Source organism: Bacillus sp. TH30 (assembly GCF_016650875.1).
Lineage (GTDB): Bacteria > Bacillota > Bacilli > Bacillales > Bacillaceae_G > Bacillus_A > Bacillus_A mycoides.
In genome coordinates, this window is record NZ_JAEKEY010000002.1 from 388,947 (window position 1) to 408,624 (window position 19,678).

Below are 19,678 nucleotides of genomic sequence, written 5' to 3' on the forward strand. Positions count from 1 at the left end.
AAAAAATAGCTACTTTTTTTCGTAAGTTAATGATTTATTTTGTTCCTTTAAAATTTAGTATATAGATATTTAGAATTCCTCATGCAAAAAGGCTATCTCTATACACTATAGAGATAGCCTTTTATTACATATTATTTTTGAAAAACATGTTTCACTTTTTCAGCTGGAATGTTACTTCCGCCTCTACCTTTTACATCTTCAATCATCATTGTAATGACCATATCTGGTGAATTTAAATCAAATGCAGCGAACCAACCTAGTTCTTTTCCTTCGGCCTCTTTGGATACTTTTAATTCCGCTGTACCTGTTTTGCCAGCAAGGGTCATACCATCAATTTTCGCAATTTTCCCCGTACCATCTGGATCGTTAATTACTTTCGTTAAAGCCGTTTTCAATATATCTTGATTTTCTTTAGAAATCACGTTCTCTTTCCAAGCTTTTGGTTGTTTATCTGTTTTAATAAGATATGGCGATGGAATCGTTCCATCATTTACAATCGGTGCATACGTTAAAGCTAAATGAAGAGGAGTCATTAAGACTTGTCCTTGTCCATATCCTGTATCTGCCATTTGAATATCATTTTTTATGCCATCATTTGCGATTTTAGAAGCTGGGAATCCGTATTCAATTGGTAATTTCTCATCAAATCCGAATTTTTTCGCCTCAGCCATAAATTTATCTTTTCCAATTTTCAAAGCTTCTTGTGCGAAATAAATATTATCCGAGTATTTCATTGCCTTATCAAAACCAATCGGATTTGCATCTTTTACACGTGTTACGTAATAATTGCCCCAAGAAGAATCTTTCGTCCATTTCAGTCCTTCAATTTTCAATTCTTCTTTTGGATCGATTGTTTTTGTTTCAAGACCAATTGCACCTGTAATTGGCTTAAATACAGAACCTGGTACCGATAATTGTGTAAATCGATTCGTCATCGGTTTTTTCGGGTCATTATTCCAAGCCTCGCGTTGTGCTTTTGATGTTCCTCGTGCAATTAAATTAGGATTATAAGCTGGACTACTTACAAGAGCAATTGTTTCTCCACTTTTCGGATTAATTGCCGCACTTGAACCAGCTTCTCCCTTCATTTCATTATACGTTTTTTCTTGAACAACACTATCGATAGTTAAAGTTACATTTTCTCCATCAACAGCATCTGTTTTCGCTAAATTTTTAATTTCTTTTCCTTGTGCATCCTCCATGAAGACACGGCCACCTTTTTTTCCGCGTAGCTGTTCTTCCAATACTTGCTCTAATCCAGCTTTACCAACTGGATCATCGGCTTGATAGCCTTTCTTTTGAAGCGTTTTTAAATCTTCAGCATTTACCTTTCCGATATAACCAGTTAAATGAGCTGCCGCTTCCCCTAACGGATATGTACGAACATTTACTGGTTTTGTTGAAACACCTGGTAAATCGATGTACGTATTTTGCGTTGCCCCATCAGGTAAAATTCCAATTGGTACGAGATACCCTGGTTTTACCCATTTAGCAGCTAGTTTTTGATCAATTTCTTCTACAGACATATTTAACAACTTCGCTACTGTTTCTTTCGTTTGCGGAGCAGTAGCGTCTAATTTTTCTGGAACGATTCCGATCTCAGAAGCTTTCCCATTCGTCGCAAGACCTTTTCCATTACGATCGTAAACTTCACCACGTTTTGGTTGTGTTGCCTGCATACGCACTTTACTATCTTTTGTCATGCCAGGGAAAATGAAATCAGGAGTCCAATCTATTTTCCAAGATTCTTTATCTCCATCTTTTTCTTTCACCATTTTTGCTTCATGGCCAAAAGAGATATTACCACCAACTGTATCCATACTTACTTTAAAAGGAACAGGGCCGTTCTCTTTCTTATCCTCTTTTACTTCGCCAGTCTCTACTTTTAAGTTTTTCACTTCTATACCTGCATAAATTTTTTCATATTTCTCTGTGAAATCTTTTTTAGAGATATTCTTTTTTGCATTTTCTGATAATTGATCATACATATCAGCAAATTTTTTCTTATTCCATGCTTTTGCATATGTATCAAACGCTTCTTGTGGTTTTTCTTCTTTACCGCATCCGACTAGCATTAATGCAAAGCAAAGAAAAAGAATCCCCCATATTTTTCTCAACCGATTCTCCTCCTTTTATTACATAGCGTACTTCTAAAGATTTATAGCATTCTATACATGCTAACTCTCATTATAGCACTATCGAATCCCATCTATAAAGATACATCTGATAATATAAATAAAAAGATTGATGTGAATGCTCACATCAATCTTTTTTTATTGTTGCTTTTCATAAATATGATAATAGTACGTGTACGGATTTTTTTCATCCGTTAAGCCCTTCTCCACAAAAACTTCTTTCCAATCAGTCATATCCATTTCCGGGAAGAATGTATCTCCATCAAATGCATGATGAATCTTTGTTATATACAACTTCTCCACATACGGTAAGAATAAATCATAAATTTGCGCTCCTCCAAAAATAAAGATTTCTTCTTCATCTTTGCATAGCTCAAATACTTCTTCCACAGAATGAACAACTTCACAACCTTCAACATGATAATCACCGTTACGCGTTACAATAATATTACGTCTTCCAGGCAATGGTCTACCAATTGCTTCATAGTTCTTTCTTCCCATTATAAGTGGGTGACCCATCGTCGTTTTCTTCACGTACTGTAGTTCACTCGGTATATGCCAAGGTAATTTATTATCTTTACCAATTACTCTATTTTCGTCCATTGCGACCATAAATGAAACAATCATTTTGTCATCTCCTCTACAATTACACTGCAACCGGTGCTTTAATTGCTGGGTGCGGATCATATCCTTCAATAGTTAAATCTTCCATTTCAAAATCAAACACAGATTTTACATCTGGATTTAATGTAAGTTTCGGGAATGAACGTGGTTCACGTGCCAATTGCTTTTCTACTTGTTCAAAATGATTTGTATAAATGTGTGCATCTCCAATTGTATGAACAAATTCTCCTACTTCAAGACCACATTCATGTGCAATTAAATGTGTTAAAAGTGAATAGCTTGCAATGTTAAATGGAATGCCAAGGAATATGTCACCGCTTCTCTGATATAACTGACAAGAAAGCTTTCCATCTGCTACATAAAACTGGAATAGCGTATGACAAGGCGGTAAAGCCATACTTGGTACATCTTCAGGATTCCAAGCAGACACAATTAGACGGCGTGAATCTGGTGTTTTCTTAATCATTTCAATTACATCTTTTAATTGATCAAGTGTCTCACCAGCTGTCGTTTTCCAAGCACGCCACTGCTTTCCGTATACGTCTCCTAAATATCCAAATTTCGTTGAGAATTCATCGTCTTCTAAAACGTTCTTTTTAAACAATTCCATTTGCTCATCGTATTGCTTCTTAAATTCCTCATCTTGTTGTGAACGAAGACCGAAATCTGTCATATCAGGGCCAGTATACTCATCGCTTTCTACCCAGCTCTTAAACGCCCATTCATTCCAAATATTATTATTATGTTGCAATAAATAGCGAATGTTTGTATCACCTTTCATAAACCAAAGCAGCTCACTTGCTACTAGGCGAAATGGCACTCTCTTTGTCGTTAATAAAGGAAATCCTTTACTTAGATCGAAACGCATTTGGTATCCAAATACAGATACAGTACCTGTCCCTGTACGATCTTCTTTCTTCGTACCGTGCTCCATTACATGACGGCATAAATTTAAGTATTCATATTCAGCATGTTTCATATGTAAGAAAACCTTCTTTCAATCTTATATGAGATTTATCATAACATGAAAAACAGCGAATTTAATAATCCAAATTAATAAAAATTCTTTCAATATTTCTTACAAAATTATTAACTTTCAATATTAAAAAAGGTTTTCACTTTTCTATTACAGAAAGTATAGTGCGGAACATAAAAATTATATTTGGAGGTTGGAAGCATGTCTAAAATCAAAACTCCTGTTTTAAGTACGTTACAACATAATGTTGAGAAGATGATGAAGGATTTACACGTTCCTGGCGCTGCTGTAGCTGTTATAAAAGATGGTGAGGTCATTATTTCAGAAGGTTTCGGCTATCGTAACATAGAGAAAAAAGAGGCCGTTACCCCGCAGACACGATTCGCAATCGGTTCTGCGACGAAAGCATTCGGTACACTTTCATTAAGCTTATTAGCACAGCAAAAAAAGTTTAATTGGGATACTCCTGTCCAAACTTACGTACCTAACTTCTCTTTATCCGATATGCTCGCTAACTCGCAAGTTACAGGACGAGATTTAGCTTCTCATCGTACTGGGGTAAGTCGTCACGATGCTCTTTGGTACAGCTCTTCTTTAACTCGAAAAGATATAGTAGAAAAAATAAAACATTTATCACTTGATGCTCCGTTCCGCACAGCATTTCTTTATAACAACTTAATGTATGCGACAATTAGTTATATTGTGGAAAATATTACGAATCAAACGTGGGAGCAATACGTTGCAGAACATATTTTAGAACCTTTAAATATGGATCAAACAAACTTCTCTGTTACAGACTCACAAAATACAGATGATTATGCTTTACCTTATATTGAAAATGACGGTGAAATAAAAGAAATTCCATTCCGAAATATCGATACAGTTGGAGCGGCTGGATGTATTAATTCTACCATTGAAGATATGGCAAAATGGGTTTTGCTTCATTTAAACGAAGGAAAAACAGAAAATCATGATTTGATTTCTACTGAACTACTCCAAGAAATGTATACACCACACACTCCAATCCCGGATCAGCCAATGTTATCAACGAGTGAATCACCATTAAATAGCTATGGACTCGGTTGGTTTATTAGTGCTTACCGCGGTTATAAAATGATTCATCACGGCGGTAATATTGATGGATTTTCTGCACTTGCGTCATTTATGCCAAACGAAAATATCGGTATTATCGTACTAACAAATTCTGGACAAACTTTACTTCCTACTTATATTACAAAGCATATTTACGATGAACTTCTCGGACTAGAATATATCGACTGGCATGAACGTGCTGTAGAAGATAGTGAAAAAATGAAAGAAATGATGAAAGAGGCAACTACATCACTTCCCGAACCAATAAAAGGGACTACCTCTTCTCATGCATTAGATGACTACACTGGAACTTTTGAGCATCCCGCTTATGGAACACTGAAAGTATACAAACAAGATGATTTCCTACATGTACAATTTATGGATATGGAATTTCAGCTAAAACATCATCATTACGACATCTTCTCAGCATCAATTAGTTTGTTCCAAATGAAAATGGGGCTTTTATTCGCTTATGATATGAATGTAAATGGTGAATTCCCGGCTCTTCAATTACACGTACCTGCAACTTTAAGTACTCAGCCTCTTACATTTACGAAAATTAAATAACAAATTAAATAGAGGGAAGACTGTGCTTCCCTCTATTATTTTGGAACTAGAAACCCTTCCATAAACCGATAATTCTGTTATTTAATTGAACAAATAAATTAAGGGTAGCCCAAATACTAACTTATTAATCAAAAACAACTTAATGAACAAGCTATCTATTAATTGTTATATAATCTCAAAGAAATAACTTTTTTATTATCGATTTCCTGAATGCAGAAGAACATCATTATTATTGGCGCGTTTATTTTTCTTATCTCTCCATATAATTTTTTTCAAACACATAAAAACAGTAACTGAAATAGCGACTCCAACTGTAACATCTGAAGCAAAATGGGCTCCTACCACAATACGACTCATTGGTACTAGTATCTTATTAGTTGGTTCATATAGACTATTGGATATTTGTAAGTCTGTAAATGCAAAGATACATAGTAAAATAGCGAAGCTGGAAATTAATATCACTTTTCTATTTCTCCTACTTTCCACTATGTTTTAATATAAAATTCCCCATCTCAATTGCTAAATCTTCACTTTGAGGATAGACACCTACGTTATCTCCATAAGCGTGCCCCAACCCTCGATAAAGAACTGTCTCAGTATCAACTCCTTTTTTAGTTAATTTAGCTGCATACGCTAAACATTCAATCATTAAAAAATCATGCTCTCCTACCGTAATAAATGTACTTGGATAGTCTGGGGATACATCAACATATGGACTTAAATACTTAGAATGAATTTCTTTCGTACCAAGTACTTCTGACATACCTCCAACCATTGAATGCATTATATTAAGCATTTTTTCTAATCCTTTTTTATACTTAGGAGCAATTTCATATTTATCTATACTCCAAGAATAAAATTCATCTTCATAGTCACACATATTAAGTGTAGGATACAGAAGCAACTGTCCCTTCACGTACTTCCTACCATCTTCCATATCTTTAGTTGTACAATACTGTGTTAAGTTCCCTCCTGCACTATCACCTGCCACAAAGATATTATTCTTATCCCCGCCTAATGTATCAGCATTTTCATAAATCCACTTTAAAGTAGTGTAGCAATCTGTATGCCCAGTTGGAAAAGGATTTTCCGGAGCTAATCGATAATCCACAGAAACGGCTAGTATATCTGTTTTTTCTACTATCAATTTCACAAGTTCTTCTACTACATCTGGTGATCCTGCCATAAATCCACCACCGTGAATAAAGTATAAAACTGGCGCATTCTCTTGTTTAGAAACACTGTTATAAATTCTTATCGGAATAGCATATCCATCTTCCGCTTTCACTGTTTTATGCGTAATATTAACGTCTTTAGTGACAATTGGAACACTCTTAATTCCATTAAATTGTTTTCGCATATTCCTTACCGACTTTTCAGAAGCGTCCATTTTCATCATATTTTTAGGCATAAACCTCATTACATTCATTTGAACCTTCGTATCCTTATAAAGGCGTGGATCCATCGCTCCTTTTTCATCGCAATCTGGTATGTTTTTTACTAAAACTTTCGCCCCCTGTACATTAATGATTTCTTGTTTTTCTTGAATTTTTTCTAATAGGTTTAAGTCATATTTTCTAGTCATCTAGTATTCATCCTCCCTTGTTTTAAACGCTTTCATTTCTTCAGATTATATAAATCTCTATTGAATCTCACTTCATTTACTATTACTAAATAAAAAACGTTCCATGTACAAAATGTAACATGAAACGTTTTTTTATTGTTGTTCATATTTGATTCGATTATTGTCATTTTTTGATGTGATATTTTTCCTATACTGTAATGGTGTATATCCATATTTTTCTTTAAACTGTGAAATAAATGATTTTACATTTGGAAATCCGTGTTTTACTGCTATATCTTGTATAGAATTTGTACTATTAATAATATCTTCATACGCTTTATAGAGCCTGTATCTCGTTAAAAAAGTGGTGAAATTTGATCCGAACGATTTTTTGAACATACGGGAAAAATGTTCTTCACTTACAAAAAAATGTTTAGCTACATCTTTCAGTTTAAGTTCTTCATCATAATGTTTATAAATATACGTAATCATTTCTTTCTGTTTATTTCCAAGTTGATAATTATTGTCTATACTCTCTCCATCTTTGCAATATCGCAATAGAATATAAACAATTTCATAAATTAAACTATTAATTTTTATGTAACTTAAATCATCCGAATTTGTGACTAACTCCTTTAATTCATAAAATATTTGCTGGAGGTTAGTTTTCTGAATAACTGATTCTTTTATATTAAATCTATATTTATCAAAATCTCCATTTACCTCTTTAAGAAATTCATAAGAAATAATTAACATCATTACTGCACAACTTGTATTTTTAACTTTTTCGAATTCATGAACATCGCCACTATTCACAAAAATAAATTCGCCAGCGGATACTTTCTTTTTTTGCCCATTCACATACAAGAAAACCTCTCCATATACGACTAGGCTAATTTCAATACTTCTATGCCAGTGAGGAGGAATATAATAGTGAAAACCAGTAGGTAACATCGTATCCTCTATATATTCAACCATTCCTGGAATTCTATCGCGTACTTTTATTTCTTCATATTTACCTTGCCTGATTTTCAATAGTCCACCCCCTTTTTATATAAAGTGAAACTTTAATCAGTGGGGGTTTTGTTCATCCCCACTGATTATTAGCCTTCACCAATCGAGCGTTTACGGGCAGCCCGACTCCCACCTAACTTCTTTGCTCAAGCCGAATTTTGAGGTGGGAGTTTTACTGCCCGGCAAATAGCAGGATAAAGTAGACGTCAAGGTTTTCATTCCTTCATAAAAAAACTACATACATAGTATGTAAAGAGACCGTCTCATGAGTTATTTACAAATAGCAGGTGTGAGATTTCCCACCTGCTATCCTTATTTTTTATTCATCATTTCACTATCAAACCAGATTGGCTTTGATAATTCAAAATTTTTATGATCCTCTAAAACTATAGTAAGACGTTCTAACGTATCATCTAACATATGCGGTGCTGCTCGTAAACTCCAGACAACTGAAGAAAAAACCGTCATGCCAACGTAAACCGCATATAATTTCCAAAACTCCTCTGCTATTCTCCCATTAAAGTATCCTTCTATTTGTCCGATTGAATACGGGATACTAATGTCCCTTGCAAATAGTGCTATTTTTACGAAATCATGAAGTGGGTCGCCCCAGTCGTAGCCATTAAAATCAACAACACCTACATATTTCGCATCACGTACAATTATATTTTCTAAATGAAAATCATCGTGTTGAAATCGATTTGGGCGGTTCTTTAAATATTTTTCATTTTCATCTATAAACTTTATGATTTTATCATCATTTTTAATTTGTATTCCGCATGTTTTATATGCCTCTACATATTTTCGATGTTTTTTCATTGCTCTTTCATACCATGGGAGTATATCCTTAGGAGCTTCATGTGTATGCATTTTTGCTAAGTCTTTTCCTGCTGCTATACCAATATCATATTGTTCTCTTGGCGTATATGTAGGCAATAGCTTCTTAGCATCTTCTCCTTCTAAATATGAAAAAATACTATAACATAAATCTTCTTCCTCCAATATACCGAGTTCAATTGGTCTTTGAGCCTGCACGTTACGTTTTACCATTTCATTTAAAATTTTAAACTCTATTTTTTTCCTATCATACTCTTTTATATCACCTGTCCGTAATAAATATTTTTCATCATCAGTAGTCGTAATAATATATTTTTTATCAGGAGAGAAACCTTTAGAGATTTCTTCAATATTTGCAGCATCTTTTACTATTTGTATATTATTTTTCCACATTGTAATTATCTTCATGTCTATTCTCCTTACATTTCTGTATTCGCTGTATACGCAACCTCTACAATAAAGCCCTTCGGGTCATAAAAGTCTATTGTATAGTAACATCCGAATAATGATTCATTTCAATTGGACCACGTATAACCTTCACCTTATTGCCAGTAAGAAACTTTACTACCCAAAATTCAATATGATAAATAACTGCTCGAAGTTTATTTATATTAAGAATGTGCCGCCTGTACTACTTGCACAATTTCCCCTGGCGTATTAACCATATAATCTGGCGCGTCTCCTTTTACTGTCTCAATTACGTCATACCCCCAAGAAACCCAAATGACATTCACACCAGCTTTTTTACAAGCTGCAATATCACATTGTTCATCACCGACATACAACATATCTTGTTCTGTTAGCTTTTTCGACTTTAAAAATCTTTTAATCATTTTATCTTTACCGAATAAATTTTTAGAACAATACACTTCTTGAATATTTTCTATGCCATTACTATGTAAAAATGCCCTAATATGCTCTTCTGAGTTCGAAGATATAACCGCAATCCCGTAGCCTTTTTTATGTAATTCATCTAATACATCCTTCATCCCATGGAATAAAACGAGATCTTTTATGGCAGGTTGATATAATTTATAAAACTCTAACGCCAATATAGGAAGTTTATAAAGTGGTACATCGAGTTTTTTACATCTTTCAGAAATAGTCAATTTTCGTAAAGGCTCAATTTCTTCCTCACTAACTGTCTTATATCCATGCTTTTCAGCAAGTTGATTATAAATCGGTACAAATATATTTTGTGAATCTACTAATGTGCCATCAAAGTCAAAAACGATATATTTTTGCATCCCCATACTCCCTTTTTTCTTTTTTCCTAAACATATGTTATTCAACAACATAAATGTCGTATCCTTTCATAAAGAAAAAAAGAACAAGATTTTCTCTCGTTCTTTTTAAGACAACCATTTCGGCGGTACATTCGTATTCCAATAAATATTTCCTAACTCATGGTGTCCTGAATATCCATCATCAAAACGATGATAGTGGAAATTAAAATAATATCCATCTTGCGGTGGATGATCTCTCCTCACATGAAATCGCAGTAAGTCATTTCCTGATTTCGTGTCATAAACATGAAAAATCTTTTCATTATTTCCACCAGCTGGTTTTTGAGAAATCGCTAATGATTGTAACGATTCTTCTGGCACATCATTTGCAAGTTCCGCAATAGCCTCTTCAATTTTAGGTAATACAACATCTTTAAATTCATCTTCAATTACAGGCCCAATTTTAGAGCCGAATTTTTGCATAGATTGCTTCTCTGCTTCTTGCATCGCATAGTTAACAAAAGTATCGGTGGTTAACCTATCATTTGTTTCTTCATATGTATAGGACGTACTCTCCAAATTTTGTTGCCCAGCTGTGCTCGTAGGCTTGTCCGCAGCTTTGGCATTATCAAGTAATATGGAAGGAGGCGTCACTAAACCAAACGTAAATACGGTAATTAATGCGACTAAGGTTTTTCTAAACCAATTTGGCATTTATGTTCCCTCCCCTTTCACTCATTATATTTTATATAACGGTTGTTTCTTCTATTATACAAAATGATTGTAATTTTTGCACTTTACAATTTTGTTAACGTTCACATATTTTTCACTTGAATATGAAATTGTAAGATTTCATACACTATAAATACAACAACAATGAGGGGGACAATCAGATGACTTTAGATGTCGTGTACTCAGCCGCAAGCATACTCCTTTTAGTATATTTTATTTACCAGTGTGTTACAGACTAGAAAAAGAGCCGCTTCCGGCTCTTTTTCTATGGTAAAAATACAATCCAACCAATGAATACTATAAAAATAACTCCAATAATTACTGCTGGTAATAAATAAAACTGAGAAAGGATGACCGTCCCGTATATGAATACGACTGGAAGTAGCAAATAACGATCCGCCTTCCACCTTAATAATAGTAATTCTCCTTCATCACAATATAAATGTAGAAACATTTTCTTCGTAAATTCATTCCAATAATCACGCGCATAGCGAGAAATAGCAACTATAGCAAATACAAGAATAATAGCTGTTATCCACTGCGGAGTCACGATAATACTTACAGTACTTATACATACAATTTGAACATAAAACATTAAAGCACTACTTGTACGCAAAAATTCTTTTAAAAAAGCTTCTACAATACGCGAATCAGATTTTTTTCCTAATATCTTTTTAGAACGAGGGAACATCCACGGTTTTTTATTCGAACTACTTGGTTTAGCTGCATGACCACCAACTTGCATAATCCCTACAGTCCAGCGCATACTTTCTTCTTTTTCTTTCTCAACTTCTTTAAAAAAGAAATTTTTATAATTCATCTTTTCTTTTACTAAGACTACAGTAAGTACAGCTACTAGGCCGGTAAATAATATGAAATACAATGGATTTTTAAAAATGAAAAATACACTGATTCCAAAATAGACTAAACTTAAAGAAAATATAACATCTTTTATAATCAATAAAACCCATCGTTTCCCCACACGTACATTTATGAATCTCGTCAACAACGATAGCATAAATCGAAAAACAGTAAAGAACATCCAGAACAGTACGATTTGTATAATTGTCGCTCCCATACTTTTCATCAATATAGGCAGCATAATGAATACTACAATTGCGTTCGTTATTGCAATCCGAATTAACGTATATATCATGCCAAGCTTCATTAATTTTCGCATATGATTTGGGTACGAAATTAAAAATAAGCTATCTGCTTGTTCAAAAAATGAGCGAACTCCTCTTGAAAATGTAACAAAGTAAAATGCAAGTAAACCTAATCCAAAATAAACGATCTCTTCCATTGATAGTTCTTTTACCCATAATGAACGATAATACATTACAATAAATATAAGTGCGGGAATAACAATATATAATGCTACTGTCCAATCTGTTACAGAACGAATCGCTTTCCATTTTCTTTGCAATTCATGACGTAACCTTTGATTAAACTGTTGTTTAATCATTTTGTTCCCGCCTTACAATTGCATCGAAACAATCTAACAGTGTACTTCCTGGCATTTCTGCTAACGATTGGATCGCCTCTAAATGCCCATCTGCTACTAATGTACCTTGCGAAATGAGTAAAAACCTTTCACAAATTCTTTCAGCCGTATCCAGCACGTGCGTACAAAGTAATATACCTGCTCCTCGCTCTTTTTCTTTATATAAATAATTCAAAAAGTCTTTCGTGGCTACTGGATCTAAACCGATAAAAGGCTCATCAATAATATAAAAATCTGGCTCTGTTAAAAATGCTAATATTAACATCGATTTTTGTTTCATACCTTTTGAAAATTTTGATATGTATTCGTGTATATGTTTTTCCATTCGAAACGTATGTAATAATTCCCTTGCTTTGTCCTCCCAATTTCCCTCTTCATTTCCACGGGCAGCCATTAACAATTCAATATGCTCCCATAAAGTTAAATAATCATAATAAGTGGGATGCTCCGGTACATATGCATATGGATTTTTCTTTTCACCAAACGAGATTTCACCATCCATATTGACAAGCAAACCGAGTATCGATTTAATTGTCGTACTCTTTCCTGCGCCATTTGCACCAATAAGAGCCACTAACTCTCCTTTTTCAATTGCAAATGCAATATCATGAACTGTCTTTTCACCAATTTCATATCCGGCTGAGCGGATATTCACCTCTAACATAATACTTACCTTCTTTCCATTTACATTACAATCAAGGAAAATGATAACATATCCCTCTTAATATAGTATTATATCACTTCTGATATATTTATTTCTGTAGCAGGAAAAAGCATATTTCAAGAGAATACTTAATGTTTGTAGATTTTAATTTAAATTGAAAGGACTATAACTATGACAAACATTGAAGCAATATTCATTGATCGTGACGGAACAATTGGCGGTGATACTACAATACATTATCCAGGTTCTTTCACATTATTTCCTTTTACAAAGGAATCTTTACAAAAGTTAAAAGCTCAAAATATTAAACTATTCTCTTTTACGAATCAACCAGGTATCGCGGATGGAAAAGCAACTGCGAATGATTTTACGAGAGAATTAAAGGAGTTTGGTTTTGATGATATTTACCTTTGTCCTCATAGACATGGTGATGGATGTGAATGCCGCAAACCGAGCGCAGGTATGCTCCTGCAAGCAGCGGAAAAACATGGGCTTGATTTAACAAAATGCGCTGTAATCGGTGATCGCTGGACGGATATTGTTGCTGGGGCAAAAGTAAATGCAACGACTATATTAGTTCAAACTGGCGCTGGATATGATGCTTTACATACATTCCGAGATAAATGGGCACATATTGAACCAAATTACATCGCAGAAAACTTTGAAGACGCTACAAATTGGATTTTAAATCATCAATAAAAAAATTAAATGAGACGTCTTCACTTTGAAAACGTCTCATTTAACTATATATATTTCAAAAAGTTAATTCATAATGGAAATAACGATTATCTCTTAAATATCCATTTTCAGCATATAATCGCTGTGCTGATAAATTATCAATCTCTGTTTGTAATTTTACACCTTTTGCACCATTTTCTAATGCAAATTCTTTTGCGGCCTCTAACAATTTTTTACCTGTTCCGGCTCCGCGCTTCGCCTTTTGTACAAACAGATCATTTAAAATCCATAACTCTTTCATCGAAATAGAAGAAAATGATGGATATAGTTGCGTGAATCCGATATATTCTCCCTCTTCAACTGCCACGAAAATAATGGATTCTTTTCTCTCGATTCGATTTCGTAAAAATACTTTTGCTCCTTCAATATCGGAATCTTGTCGATAAAATACGCGATAGTTATTAAAAACAGATGCTAGTCCATCTAAATCTGCAATTGTTGCCTCATATATTCTCATTTTGTTTTATTCCCCTTCCAATATTGTTTCATAATATCCGTTACCCATTTAGGCTGTAGAATTTCTTCTTTCGGCATAAACTCTTTCATTATCGGCTTTATATCCAATATAGGGGTGCCATCAATAGCATCTAACCCCTCAACAATAATTGATTTACCTTCTCTTTTGACCACCTTTACAATTGTAGCTCCTATGCGATTCGGACGATTTTTCCCGCGCTGTGCAAAAATGCCTACTTTAGGATAATCATTATTATTTCTAGGATGTCTAGCAAAATATTGAATTTGTTCATCAGTTACTTTATGAAAATAAAAGACAACTTCAATATGAGAAAAATCTTCAATCCCTTGTATACTTTCCTCTGTATACATATCAGTTAAAGTAATATAAGATCTTACTTCTCCCCACTCATCATCTTTTATTTCCTTTCTTTCATTATGTACAAATGCGATTGGCTGAACTGAAAACATCCGCATTCCCCCTTAAATGTAACCACTTACATTATAAAATATTTTCTGAATGTTTTCCAGACAAATGAGTTAAGTTTACATAATATAATTACAATCTATTATCTAAAGCGAAATTGACTGCTTCAATCGCATGTATATGCGTTGTATCAAATATCGGAACTGATATGTCTTCCTGCTTTATTAATAACCCTATTTCTGTACACCCTAATATTATTCCTTGCGCCCCTTTTTGCACTAACTCTTCTATAACTCTTTTATAATACTCTCTAGATTGAGATGTTATCTTTCCTAAACATAATTCTTTGTATATTACTTCATTTATTTTTTCTCTATCTTTTCCTAATGGTACTATTACTTTTATATCATTCTCTTCTATACGTGATTTATAGAAATCTTGCTCCATCGTATATTTTGTTCCAAGCAGACCAACCGATTGAATACCTTTTCTATTTATTTCTTTTGCAGTTGCATCCGCAATATGTAATACTGGAATGTTAATATTCTCCTTTATTTTCTCAACTACTTTATGCATTGTATTTGTGCAAATGATTATAAAGTCTGCTCCTCCTTTCTGCAATGAATACGCCGTATTCCCTAATACTTCTCCTACTCCCTCCCAATCTCCGCTAGACTGGAATCGTTCAATCTCTTCAAAATTCACACTATTAATCAGACATTTTGCTGAATGTAATCCACCTAATCTACTTTTTATTTCTTCATTTAAAATTCGATAGTATTCAGAAGTTGATTCCCAACTCATACCACCTATAAGACCTATCGTTTTCATAGTAAAACACCTACCTAAACTATTTTTACAAAACCAATAACAATATTTTATTATGTATATTATACACAATAAAACAAGACTTTAAATTTATAAATATAAAGTCTTGTTTTAACTATTTCCAAGGAAATTTTATTATAATATTCTGAAATTAAAGTCCTGATGTTTTTATAGAATCTTCATATTGATAATTAAAACACTCTCGATACAACTGTTTGATTTCATCATAAGAAGGAACTCGTGGATTATTTCCTGGGCTACCACTTGCAATTGCATCTTTCGCCATTTTAGAAATAGCATTTTCAAATTCAACTTCGTCAATTCCGTATTCTCTTAAATTAGGAATACGAAGATCAAAACAAAGTTTCTTAATTTCTGCAATCGTGTAGTTCGCTACTTCTTCATCAGAATGAGAATACAAATCTTTGTTTAAGCTACGTCCTACTTCTGCTAACCTTTTTATTGCACTCATTTTTGTAAACTCTAAAACTGTAGGTAATAGTATTGCATTCGATATTCCATGTGGTACATGGAATAATGCTCCCACTGGACGGGACATACCATGCACTAATGTAACAGATGCATTTGAAAAAGCAATCCCAGCTTGTAATGAAGCAATCATCATTGCTTCCCTTGCTTCCATATTATCTCCATCTTCATATGCGATACGTAAATATTTCATAATGCTTTCAATAGCTGAAAGAGCAAGAACATCTGTAAGAGGTTGTGAAACTTTAGAAATATAAGCTTCAATTGCATGGCATAATGCATCTACTCCCGTTGCTGCAGTAATATGAGGTGGTACCGAACTTGTAAAAATCGGGTCTATTATAGCAATATGAGGGATAAAGCTTGGATGTTTTATCATCATTTTCACATCTGTTTTTTTATTTGTAATTACTGCTACACTTGTTACTTCCGATCCAGTACCAGAAGTCGTCGGGATTGCGATTAGCGGTAGTGGATTGTATTCTATTTCTATATCCTTTTGGACGTAATCTTCAATTTCTCCACCATTTGTATATAACACTGCTACTGCTTTCGCAGCATCAATACAGCTTCCTCCTCCAATACCTATGATAAAATCGCATTTTCCTTCTTTACAAATAGATAACGCTTCCAATACGTGTAAATTTGTAGGCTCAGTGTTTACTTCATTGTACGTAATAACAGTAATCCCTTTCGCATTTAAGTGATCCACACATCTTTCAACATAACCGAAACTCTCCATAATTGTATCACTGACAATAAAAGCCCTTTTCCCTAACTTTCTTGATTGATCCCCTAGTTTTTCAAACGAATTTCTTCCATATAATACAGACTTCGGCATACGAAACTCAGCAACTTCTTGCAAGTACTCCACCCCTTCTATCTATAATAAATATTTGCAACTACTCAGCCATGCATTTCATTCAGAAGTTTGATAAAGTCTATTATTCCAGTTAAAATAAGCCCCTTTATTAACTATAGAAAGTTGTTTTCATTTTTCAGTATATAGATTGTTGCCATGAAGATAAAAATGGACCTACACCTTACTACCTTTCTTTGTTTTAAAACTTTGCGCGTGGCAGGAAAGACCCTGACCGCTCCTATAAATAGCCAAGTCCTCTCTCGACCAACTTAAAAAACTTTTCTGCCGATTTTTCATAGAGTGACTGAGTAGTTACAATAAATATTTTATTATGTAAAATATCAATCTAATAAATATTTTCTTTTCGTATATTAACTAGTATTAATAGATCCCTGTTAAAGTATAGAATGCGATGACTGCAAATACAGCAATCGTTTTCAAAATTGTAATAGCGAATATATCTTTATACGACTGTTTATGTGTTAATCCTGTTACCGTTAGAATAGTAATAATTGCACCATTATGTGGTAATGTATCCATTCCGCCTGATGCCATTGATACAATGCGGTGCATAACTTCTAATGGAATATCATATTGATTGGCCGCTGCAATAAATTTATCCCCCATCGCACTTAACACAATTCCCATTCCGCCTGATGCTGAACCCGTAATTCCAGCTAAAATATTCGTCGTTACTGCCCCATTTACTAATGGATTCGTGAAAGTTGCAGAGATGCTATCTCTCATAATTGCAAAGCCTGGAAGTGCTGCAATAACACCACCAAATCCAAACTCCGCGCCTGTATTCATTGTTGCAAGTAGCGCTCCACCAATACTTGTATTCAATCCAGCTTGAAATCCAGTTACTACTCGTTTCCAATATAATAAAAGCGTTGATAAAATCCCTATAATAAGTGCCAATTCTACAGACCAAATCCCAACTACCGCACTTAATTCAACTTTTCCAAATGCTTTCATACCAATAGCTGAGAAATCAAAACCATCTGGATACCACTTTGGTATCATGATTGTGAAAACTTTATTCATTACACCTACTAAAATAAGTGGTACAAACGCAATTACTTGCTGTACTCTTGTAATTTCAATACTGCTTAATATCGGCATATCTTTTTGTTCTAATTGCAAAGATGCTGCCATTTCAGAATTCCCATCGTTAAAACCAAAATACCCTTCTCCTGCTGCTTTTGCCTTCTTACGCTTACTCTCTAAATAAAGTAAACCTAACGTTAAAACAAAAATTGCTCCTAAAATACCAAGTATCGGTGCTGCATAAATATCAGTTTTAAAAAAAGTTGTAGGTATTACATTTTGAATTTGTGGTGATCCAGGAAGCGCATCCATTGTAAATGTCGCTGCTCCAAGAACGATTGTGCCAGGGATTAAACGTTTTGGAATATCCGCTTGTCGAAACAACTTAGCCGCAAACGGAAATATAGCGAACACCACTACATACACACTAACACCGCTATACGTTAAAATAGCTCCCATTAAAACAATCGCTAAAATTGTACGTTTTTCTCCAACTAACTCTACAATCGTCTTTGCGATGGAATCAGCGATTCCTGACATTTCTACTACTTTCCCAAATATTGCTCCAAGTAAAAACACAGGGAAATATAATTTAATAAATCCTACCATTTTCTCCATAAAAATATTTGAAAAGAAAGGTAATACAAAACTAGGCTCTGTCAAAAATACCGCAAATAATGCAAAAATCGGTGCGAATAATATTACAGAAAATCCTTTATATGCCACAAACATGAGTAAACTAAGTGCTAATAAAATAATAACTAGCTCCAATTATAACCCTCCTTTTAAACTGAAAATTCAATCTTTTAACAACGAACTTTTACTCGTATTTCGAACCCTTTTATTTCATGACATTCCTCCTCTTTTTATCCCGCTATTTGCGGGCAGTAAGACTCCCACCTTAAAATTCAGCAAATGTGCAGAAGCTAGGCGGGATATCAACTGCTCGTAACAGCCCGATTGGTCAGGGCTGTTAATCAGTGCCGGATGGACAAAACTTCCACTAATTAAAGTTTTACTTTATTACAAATTTTTCATGCTAAAATTGTCTAATTATAGTATTCGATTACATATGTAAAATCCCTTTAAACAAAACGATTTCATCGTCATATGTTATAAAGGGATTTCTAGGTTCTATTTCTATAGTTTTATCGTACTATTCTCTATACAAAAGCTTTGTAACTCTTCGACATCTTTCACTATATGAATCGCCCCAGCATCACCCAATTCAATCTCATTACCATATCCATACAATACACCTATTGAAGCAATTCCGTTACTGTTCGCACCGATTACGTCATGCTCTCTATCACCAATCATCACCATTTCTTCTTTTTTGAGTTCTTCATTTTTTTGTAAAATATGAGCAATTATTTCTTCCTTTTTTATTCTTGTCCCATCTAAATTACTCCCAACAATCTCTTCAAAAAAGATGTTAACTGAAAGTGCTCTATTACTTGTTTCGCAAATACAGTAGGCTTTGAAGTTGCTACAAACAAACGATTGCCAGCATCCTTTAATTCTTGCAATAGGGCTGTAATTCCATCGTATACTTTATTCTCTAATAAACCACTTTGCTTTAAATATTCCCGAAAGTAAAACACCGCTCGTTCTACTTCTATTTCATTCATATTATATCTATCTGCAAAAGATTGTTGAATTGGTGGACCGATAAATGAATCTAACTCACTTATATTCACTTCTTCAATCCCCATTTTTTCTAACACGTATAGAACAGCATTGATTATCCCTTCTTTCGGATCAGTTAATGTTCCATCTAAATCAAATAGAAATGTTGTATACATATTTAATTCCCCCACTGATTTTATATGTACCCCATTAAGGCCATTCTCCTACTTATCCCTTTACTATACTATCACCATCTAACTTTTC

General features: G+C 33.9%; 19 protein-coding genes and 2 pseudogenes. 2 read left to right on the forward strand and 19 right to left on the reverse strand.

Annotated elements, in window-relative coordinates:
* Positions 1–131: 131 nt before the first annotated feature.
* The 3 genes from pbpC to JFU20_RS04260 form a co-directional block, all read right to left on the reverse strand.
* Positions 132–2,117, reverse strand: coding sequence for a penicillin-binding protein 3 (pbpC, locus tag JFU20_RS04250; RefSeq protein WP_201038365.1), 1,986 nt, complete (start codon positions 2,115–2,117; stop codon positions 132–134).
* Positions 2,118–2,273: 156 nt separating this feature from the next.
* Complete coding sequence (locus tag JFU20_RS04255; protein WP_002012617.1) at positions 2,274–2,762, reverse strand: dihydrofolate reductase; 489 nt, start codon at positions 2,760–2,762, stop codon at positions 2,274–2,276.
* 19 nt (positions 2,763–2,781) lie between these two features.
* The gene (locus tag JFU20_RS04260) at positions 2,782–3,738 is read right to left on the reverse strand and encodes a thymidylate synthase (protein WP_002012616.1); all 957 of its coding nucleotides are present in this window, start codon (positions 3,736–3,738) and stop codon (positions 2,782–2,784) included.
* 198 nt (positions 3,739–3,936) lie between these two features.
* Between JFU20_RS04260 and JFU20_RS04265 the strand changes: the two genes are divergently transcribed.
* Entirely contained in the window at positions 3,937–5,394 is a 1,458-nt protein-coding gene (locus tag JFU20_RS04265; RefSeq protein WP_002012615.1) for a serine hydrolase, read from the forward strand.
* A gap of 195 nt (positions 5,395–5,589) precedes the next feature.
* Here JFU20_RS04265 and JFU20_RS04270 read toward each other — a convergent pair whose 3' ends face one another.
* The 9 genes and pseudogenes from JFU20_RS04270 to JFU20_RS04305 form a co-directional block, all read right to left on the reverse strand.
* Positions 5,590–5,856 (reverse strand): phosphatase PAP2 family protein, encoded by a 267-nt coding sequence (locus JFU20_RS04270; RefSeq protein WP_002165891.1) that lies wholly within the window; start codon positions 5,854–5,856, stop codon positions 5,590–5,592.
* Positions 5,857–5,869: 13 nt separating this feature from the next.
* Positions 5,870–6,979, reverse strand: coding sequence for an alpha/beta hydrolase (locus JFU20_RS04275; protein ID WP_002012613.1), 1,110 nt, complete (start codon positions 6,977–6,979; stop codon positions 5,870–5,872).
* A gap of 132 nt (positions 6,980–7,111) precedes the next feature.
* On the reverse strand, positions 7,112–7,993 hold the full coding sequence (locus JFU20_RS04280) for an AraC family transcriptional regulator (protein ID WP_201038366.1): 882 nt from the start codon (positions 7,991–7,993) through the stop codon (positions 7,112–7,114).
* 291 nt (positions 7,994–8,284) lie between these two features.
* On the reverse strand, positions 8,285–9,217 hold the full coding sequence (locus tag JFU20_RS04285; RefSeq protein WP_002165892.1) for an aminoglycoside phosphotransferase family protein: 933 nt from the start codon (positions 9,215–9,217) through the stop codon (positions 8,285–8,287).
* A gap of 11 nt (positions 9,218–9,228) precedes the next feature.
* A pseudogene (locus JFU20_RS30845) lies at positions 9,229–9,368 on the reverse strand (VOC family protein); the annotation flags it as partial.
* Positions 9,369–9,420: 52 nt separating this feature from the next.
* Positions 9,421–10,056: an HAD family hydrolase gene (locus tag JFU20_RS04290; protein ID WP_185949918.1), complete on the reverse strand. Its 636-nt coding sequence runs from the start codon at positions 10,054–10,056 to the stop codon at positions 9,421–9,423.
* A 105-nt stretch (positions 10,057–10,161) separates the two neighbouring features.
* Positions 10,162–10,749: a YpjP family protein gene (locus JFU20_RS04295; protein WP_002012605.1), complete on the reverse strand. Its 588-nt coding sequence runs from the start codon at positions 10,747–10,749 to the stop codon at positions 10,162–10,164.
* A gap of 283 nt (positions 10,750–11,032) precedes the next feature.
* Positions 11,033–12,232: an ABC transporter permease gene (locus JFU20_RS04300; protein ID WP_002165893.1), complete on the reverse strand. Its 1,200-nt coding sequence runs from the start codon at positions 12,230–12,232 to the stop codon at positions 11,033–11,035.
* Positions 12,225–12,935, reverse strand: a complete 711-nt coding sequence (locus JFU20_RS04305; RefSeq protein WP_002012603.1) for an ABC transporter ATP-binding protein — start codon at positions 12,933–12,935, stop codon at positions 12,225–12,227. The genes JFU20_RS04300 and JFU20_RS04305 overlap by 8 nt, the downstream gene beginning before the upstream one ends.
* A gap of 171 nt (positions 12,936–13,106) precedes the next feature.
* On the opposite strand from JFU20_RS04305, the gene JFU20_RS04310 reads away from it, so the two are divergent.
* Positions 13,107–13,634, forward strand: a complete 528-nt coding sequence (locus JFU20_RS04310) for an HAD-IIIA family hydrolase (RefSeq protein WP_002012601.1) — start codon at positions 13,107–13,109, stop codon at positions 13,632–13,634.
* 55 nt (positions 13,635–13,689) lie between these two features.
* Here JFU20_RS04310 and JFU20_RS04315 read toward each other — a convergent pair whose 3' ends face one another.
* The 7 genes and pseudogenes from JFU20_RS04315 to JFU20_RS04340 form a co-directional block, all read right to left on the reverse strand.
* A complete protein-coding gene (locus JFU20_RS04315) occupies positions 13,690–14,130 on the reverse strand; it encodes a GNAT family N-acetyltransferase (protein ID WP_016094139.1) in 441 nt (146 codons plus the stop codon).
* Positions 14,127–14,600: an SAM-dependent methyltransferase gene (locus JFU20_RS04320; RefSeq protein ID WP_085310860.1), complete on the reverse strand. Its 474-nt coding sequence runs from the start codon at positions 14,598–14,600 to the stop codon at positions 14,127–14,129. Before JFU20_RS04320 ends, JFU20_RS04315 begins: the two co-directional genes overlap by 4 nt.
* Positions 14,601–14,688: 88 nt before the next feature.
* On the reverse strand, positions 14,689–15,387 hold the full coding sequence (locus JFU20_RS04325; protein ID WP_201038367.1) for an aspartate/glutamate racemase family protein: 699 nt from the start codon (positions 15,385–15,387) through the stop codon (positions 14,689–14,691).
* Positions 15,388–15,535: 148 nt separating this feature from the next.
* On the reverse strand, positions 15,536–16,738 hold the full coding sequence (locus tag JFU20_RS04330) for an iron-containing alcohol dehydrogenase (protein WP_201038368.1): 1,203 nt from the start codon (positions 16,736–16,738) through the stop codon (positions 15,536–15,538).
* Between the two features lie 378 nt (positions 16,739–17,116).
* Positions 17,117–18,556 (reverse strand): GntP family permease, encoded by a 1,440-nt coding sequence (locus tag JFU20_RS04335; protein ID WP_002085897.1) that lies wholly within the window; start codon positions 18,554–18,556, stop codon positions 17,117–17,119.
* 369 nt (positions 18,557–18,925) lie between these two features.
* Entirely contained in the window at positions 18,926–19,111 is a 186-nt protein-coding gene (locus JFU20_RS30850; protein ID WP_483862166.1) for an HAD hydrolase-like protein, read from the reverse strand.
* Positions 19,100–19,590 (reverse strand): annotated as a pseudogene (locus JFU20_RS04340) (HAD hydrolase-like protein); the annotation flags it as partial. The pseudogene JFU20_RS04340 and the gene JFU20_RS30850, both read right to left, overlap by 12 nt.
* Positions 19,591–19,678: the final 88 nt, after the last annotated feature.

What these genes read in the sequence shown, in the direction of transcription:
- JFU20_RS30850 (WP_483862166.1), bottom strand. Translation starts at nt 19,111, where the DNA reads ATGGTGATGATTGGTGATAGAGAGCATGACGTAATCGGTGCGAACAGT.
- JFU20_RS04290 (WP_185949918.1), bottom strand. Translation starts at nt 10,056, where the DNA reads ATGCAAAAATATATCGTTTTTGACTTTGATGGCACATTAGTAGATTCA.
- JFU20_RS04310 (WP_002012601.1), top strand. Translation starts at nt 13,107, where the DNA reads ATGACAAACATTGAAGCAATATTCATTGATCGTGACGGAACAATTGGC.
- JFU20_RS04265 (WP_002012615.1), top strand. Translation starts at nt 3,937, where the DNA reads ATGTCTAAAATCAAAACTCCTGTTTTAAGTACGTTACAACATAATGTT.
- JFU20_RS04305 (WP_002012603.1), bottom strand. Translation starts at nt 12,935, where the DNA reads ATGTTAGAGGTGAATATCCGCTCAGCCGGATATGAAATTGGTGAAAAG.
- JFU20_RS04300 (WP_002165893.1), bottom strand. Translation starts at nt 12,232, where the DNA reads ATGATTAAACAACAGTTTAATCAAAGGTTACGTCATGAATTGCAAAGA.
- JFU20_RS04315 (WP_016094139.1), bottom strand. Translation starts at nt 14,130, where the DNA reads ATGAGAATATATGAGGCAACAATTGCAGATTTAGATGGACTAGCATCT.
- JFU20_RS04275 (WP_002012613.1), bottom strand. Translation starts at nt 6,979, where the DNA reads ATGACTAGAAAATATGACTTAAACCTATTAGAAAAAATTCAAGAAAAA.
- JFU20_RS04285 (WP_002165892.1), bottom strand. Translation starts at nt 9,217, where the DNA reads ATGAAGATAATTACAATGTGGAAAAATAATATACAAATAGTAAAAGAT.
- JFU20_RS04295 (WP_002012605.1), bottom strand. Translation starts at nt 10,749, where the DNA reads ATGCCAAATTGGTTTAGAAAAACCTTAGTCGCATTAATTACCGTATTT.
- JFU20_RS04255 (WP_002012617.1), bottom strand. Translation starts at nt 2,762, where the DNA reads ATGATTGTTTCATTTATGGTCGCAATGGACGAAAATAGAGTAATTGGT.
- JFU20_RS04325 (WP_201038367.1), bottom strand. Translation starts at nt 15,387, where the DNA reads ATGAAAACGATAGGTCTTATAGGTGGTATGAGTTGGGAATCAACTTCT.
- JFU20_RS04320 (WP_085310860.1), bottom strand. Translation starts at nt 14,600, where the DNA reads ATGTTTTCAGTTCAGCCAATCGCATTTGTACATAATGAAAGAAAGGAA.
- JFU20_RS04260 (WP_002012616.1), bottom strand. Translation starts at nt 3,738, where the DNA reads ATGAAACATGCTGAATATGAATACTTAAATTTATGCCGTCATGTAATG.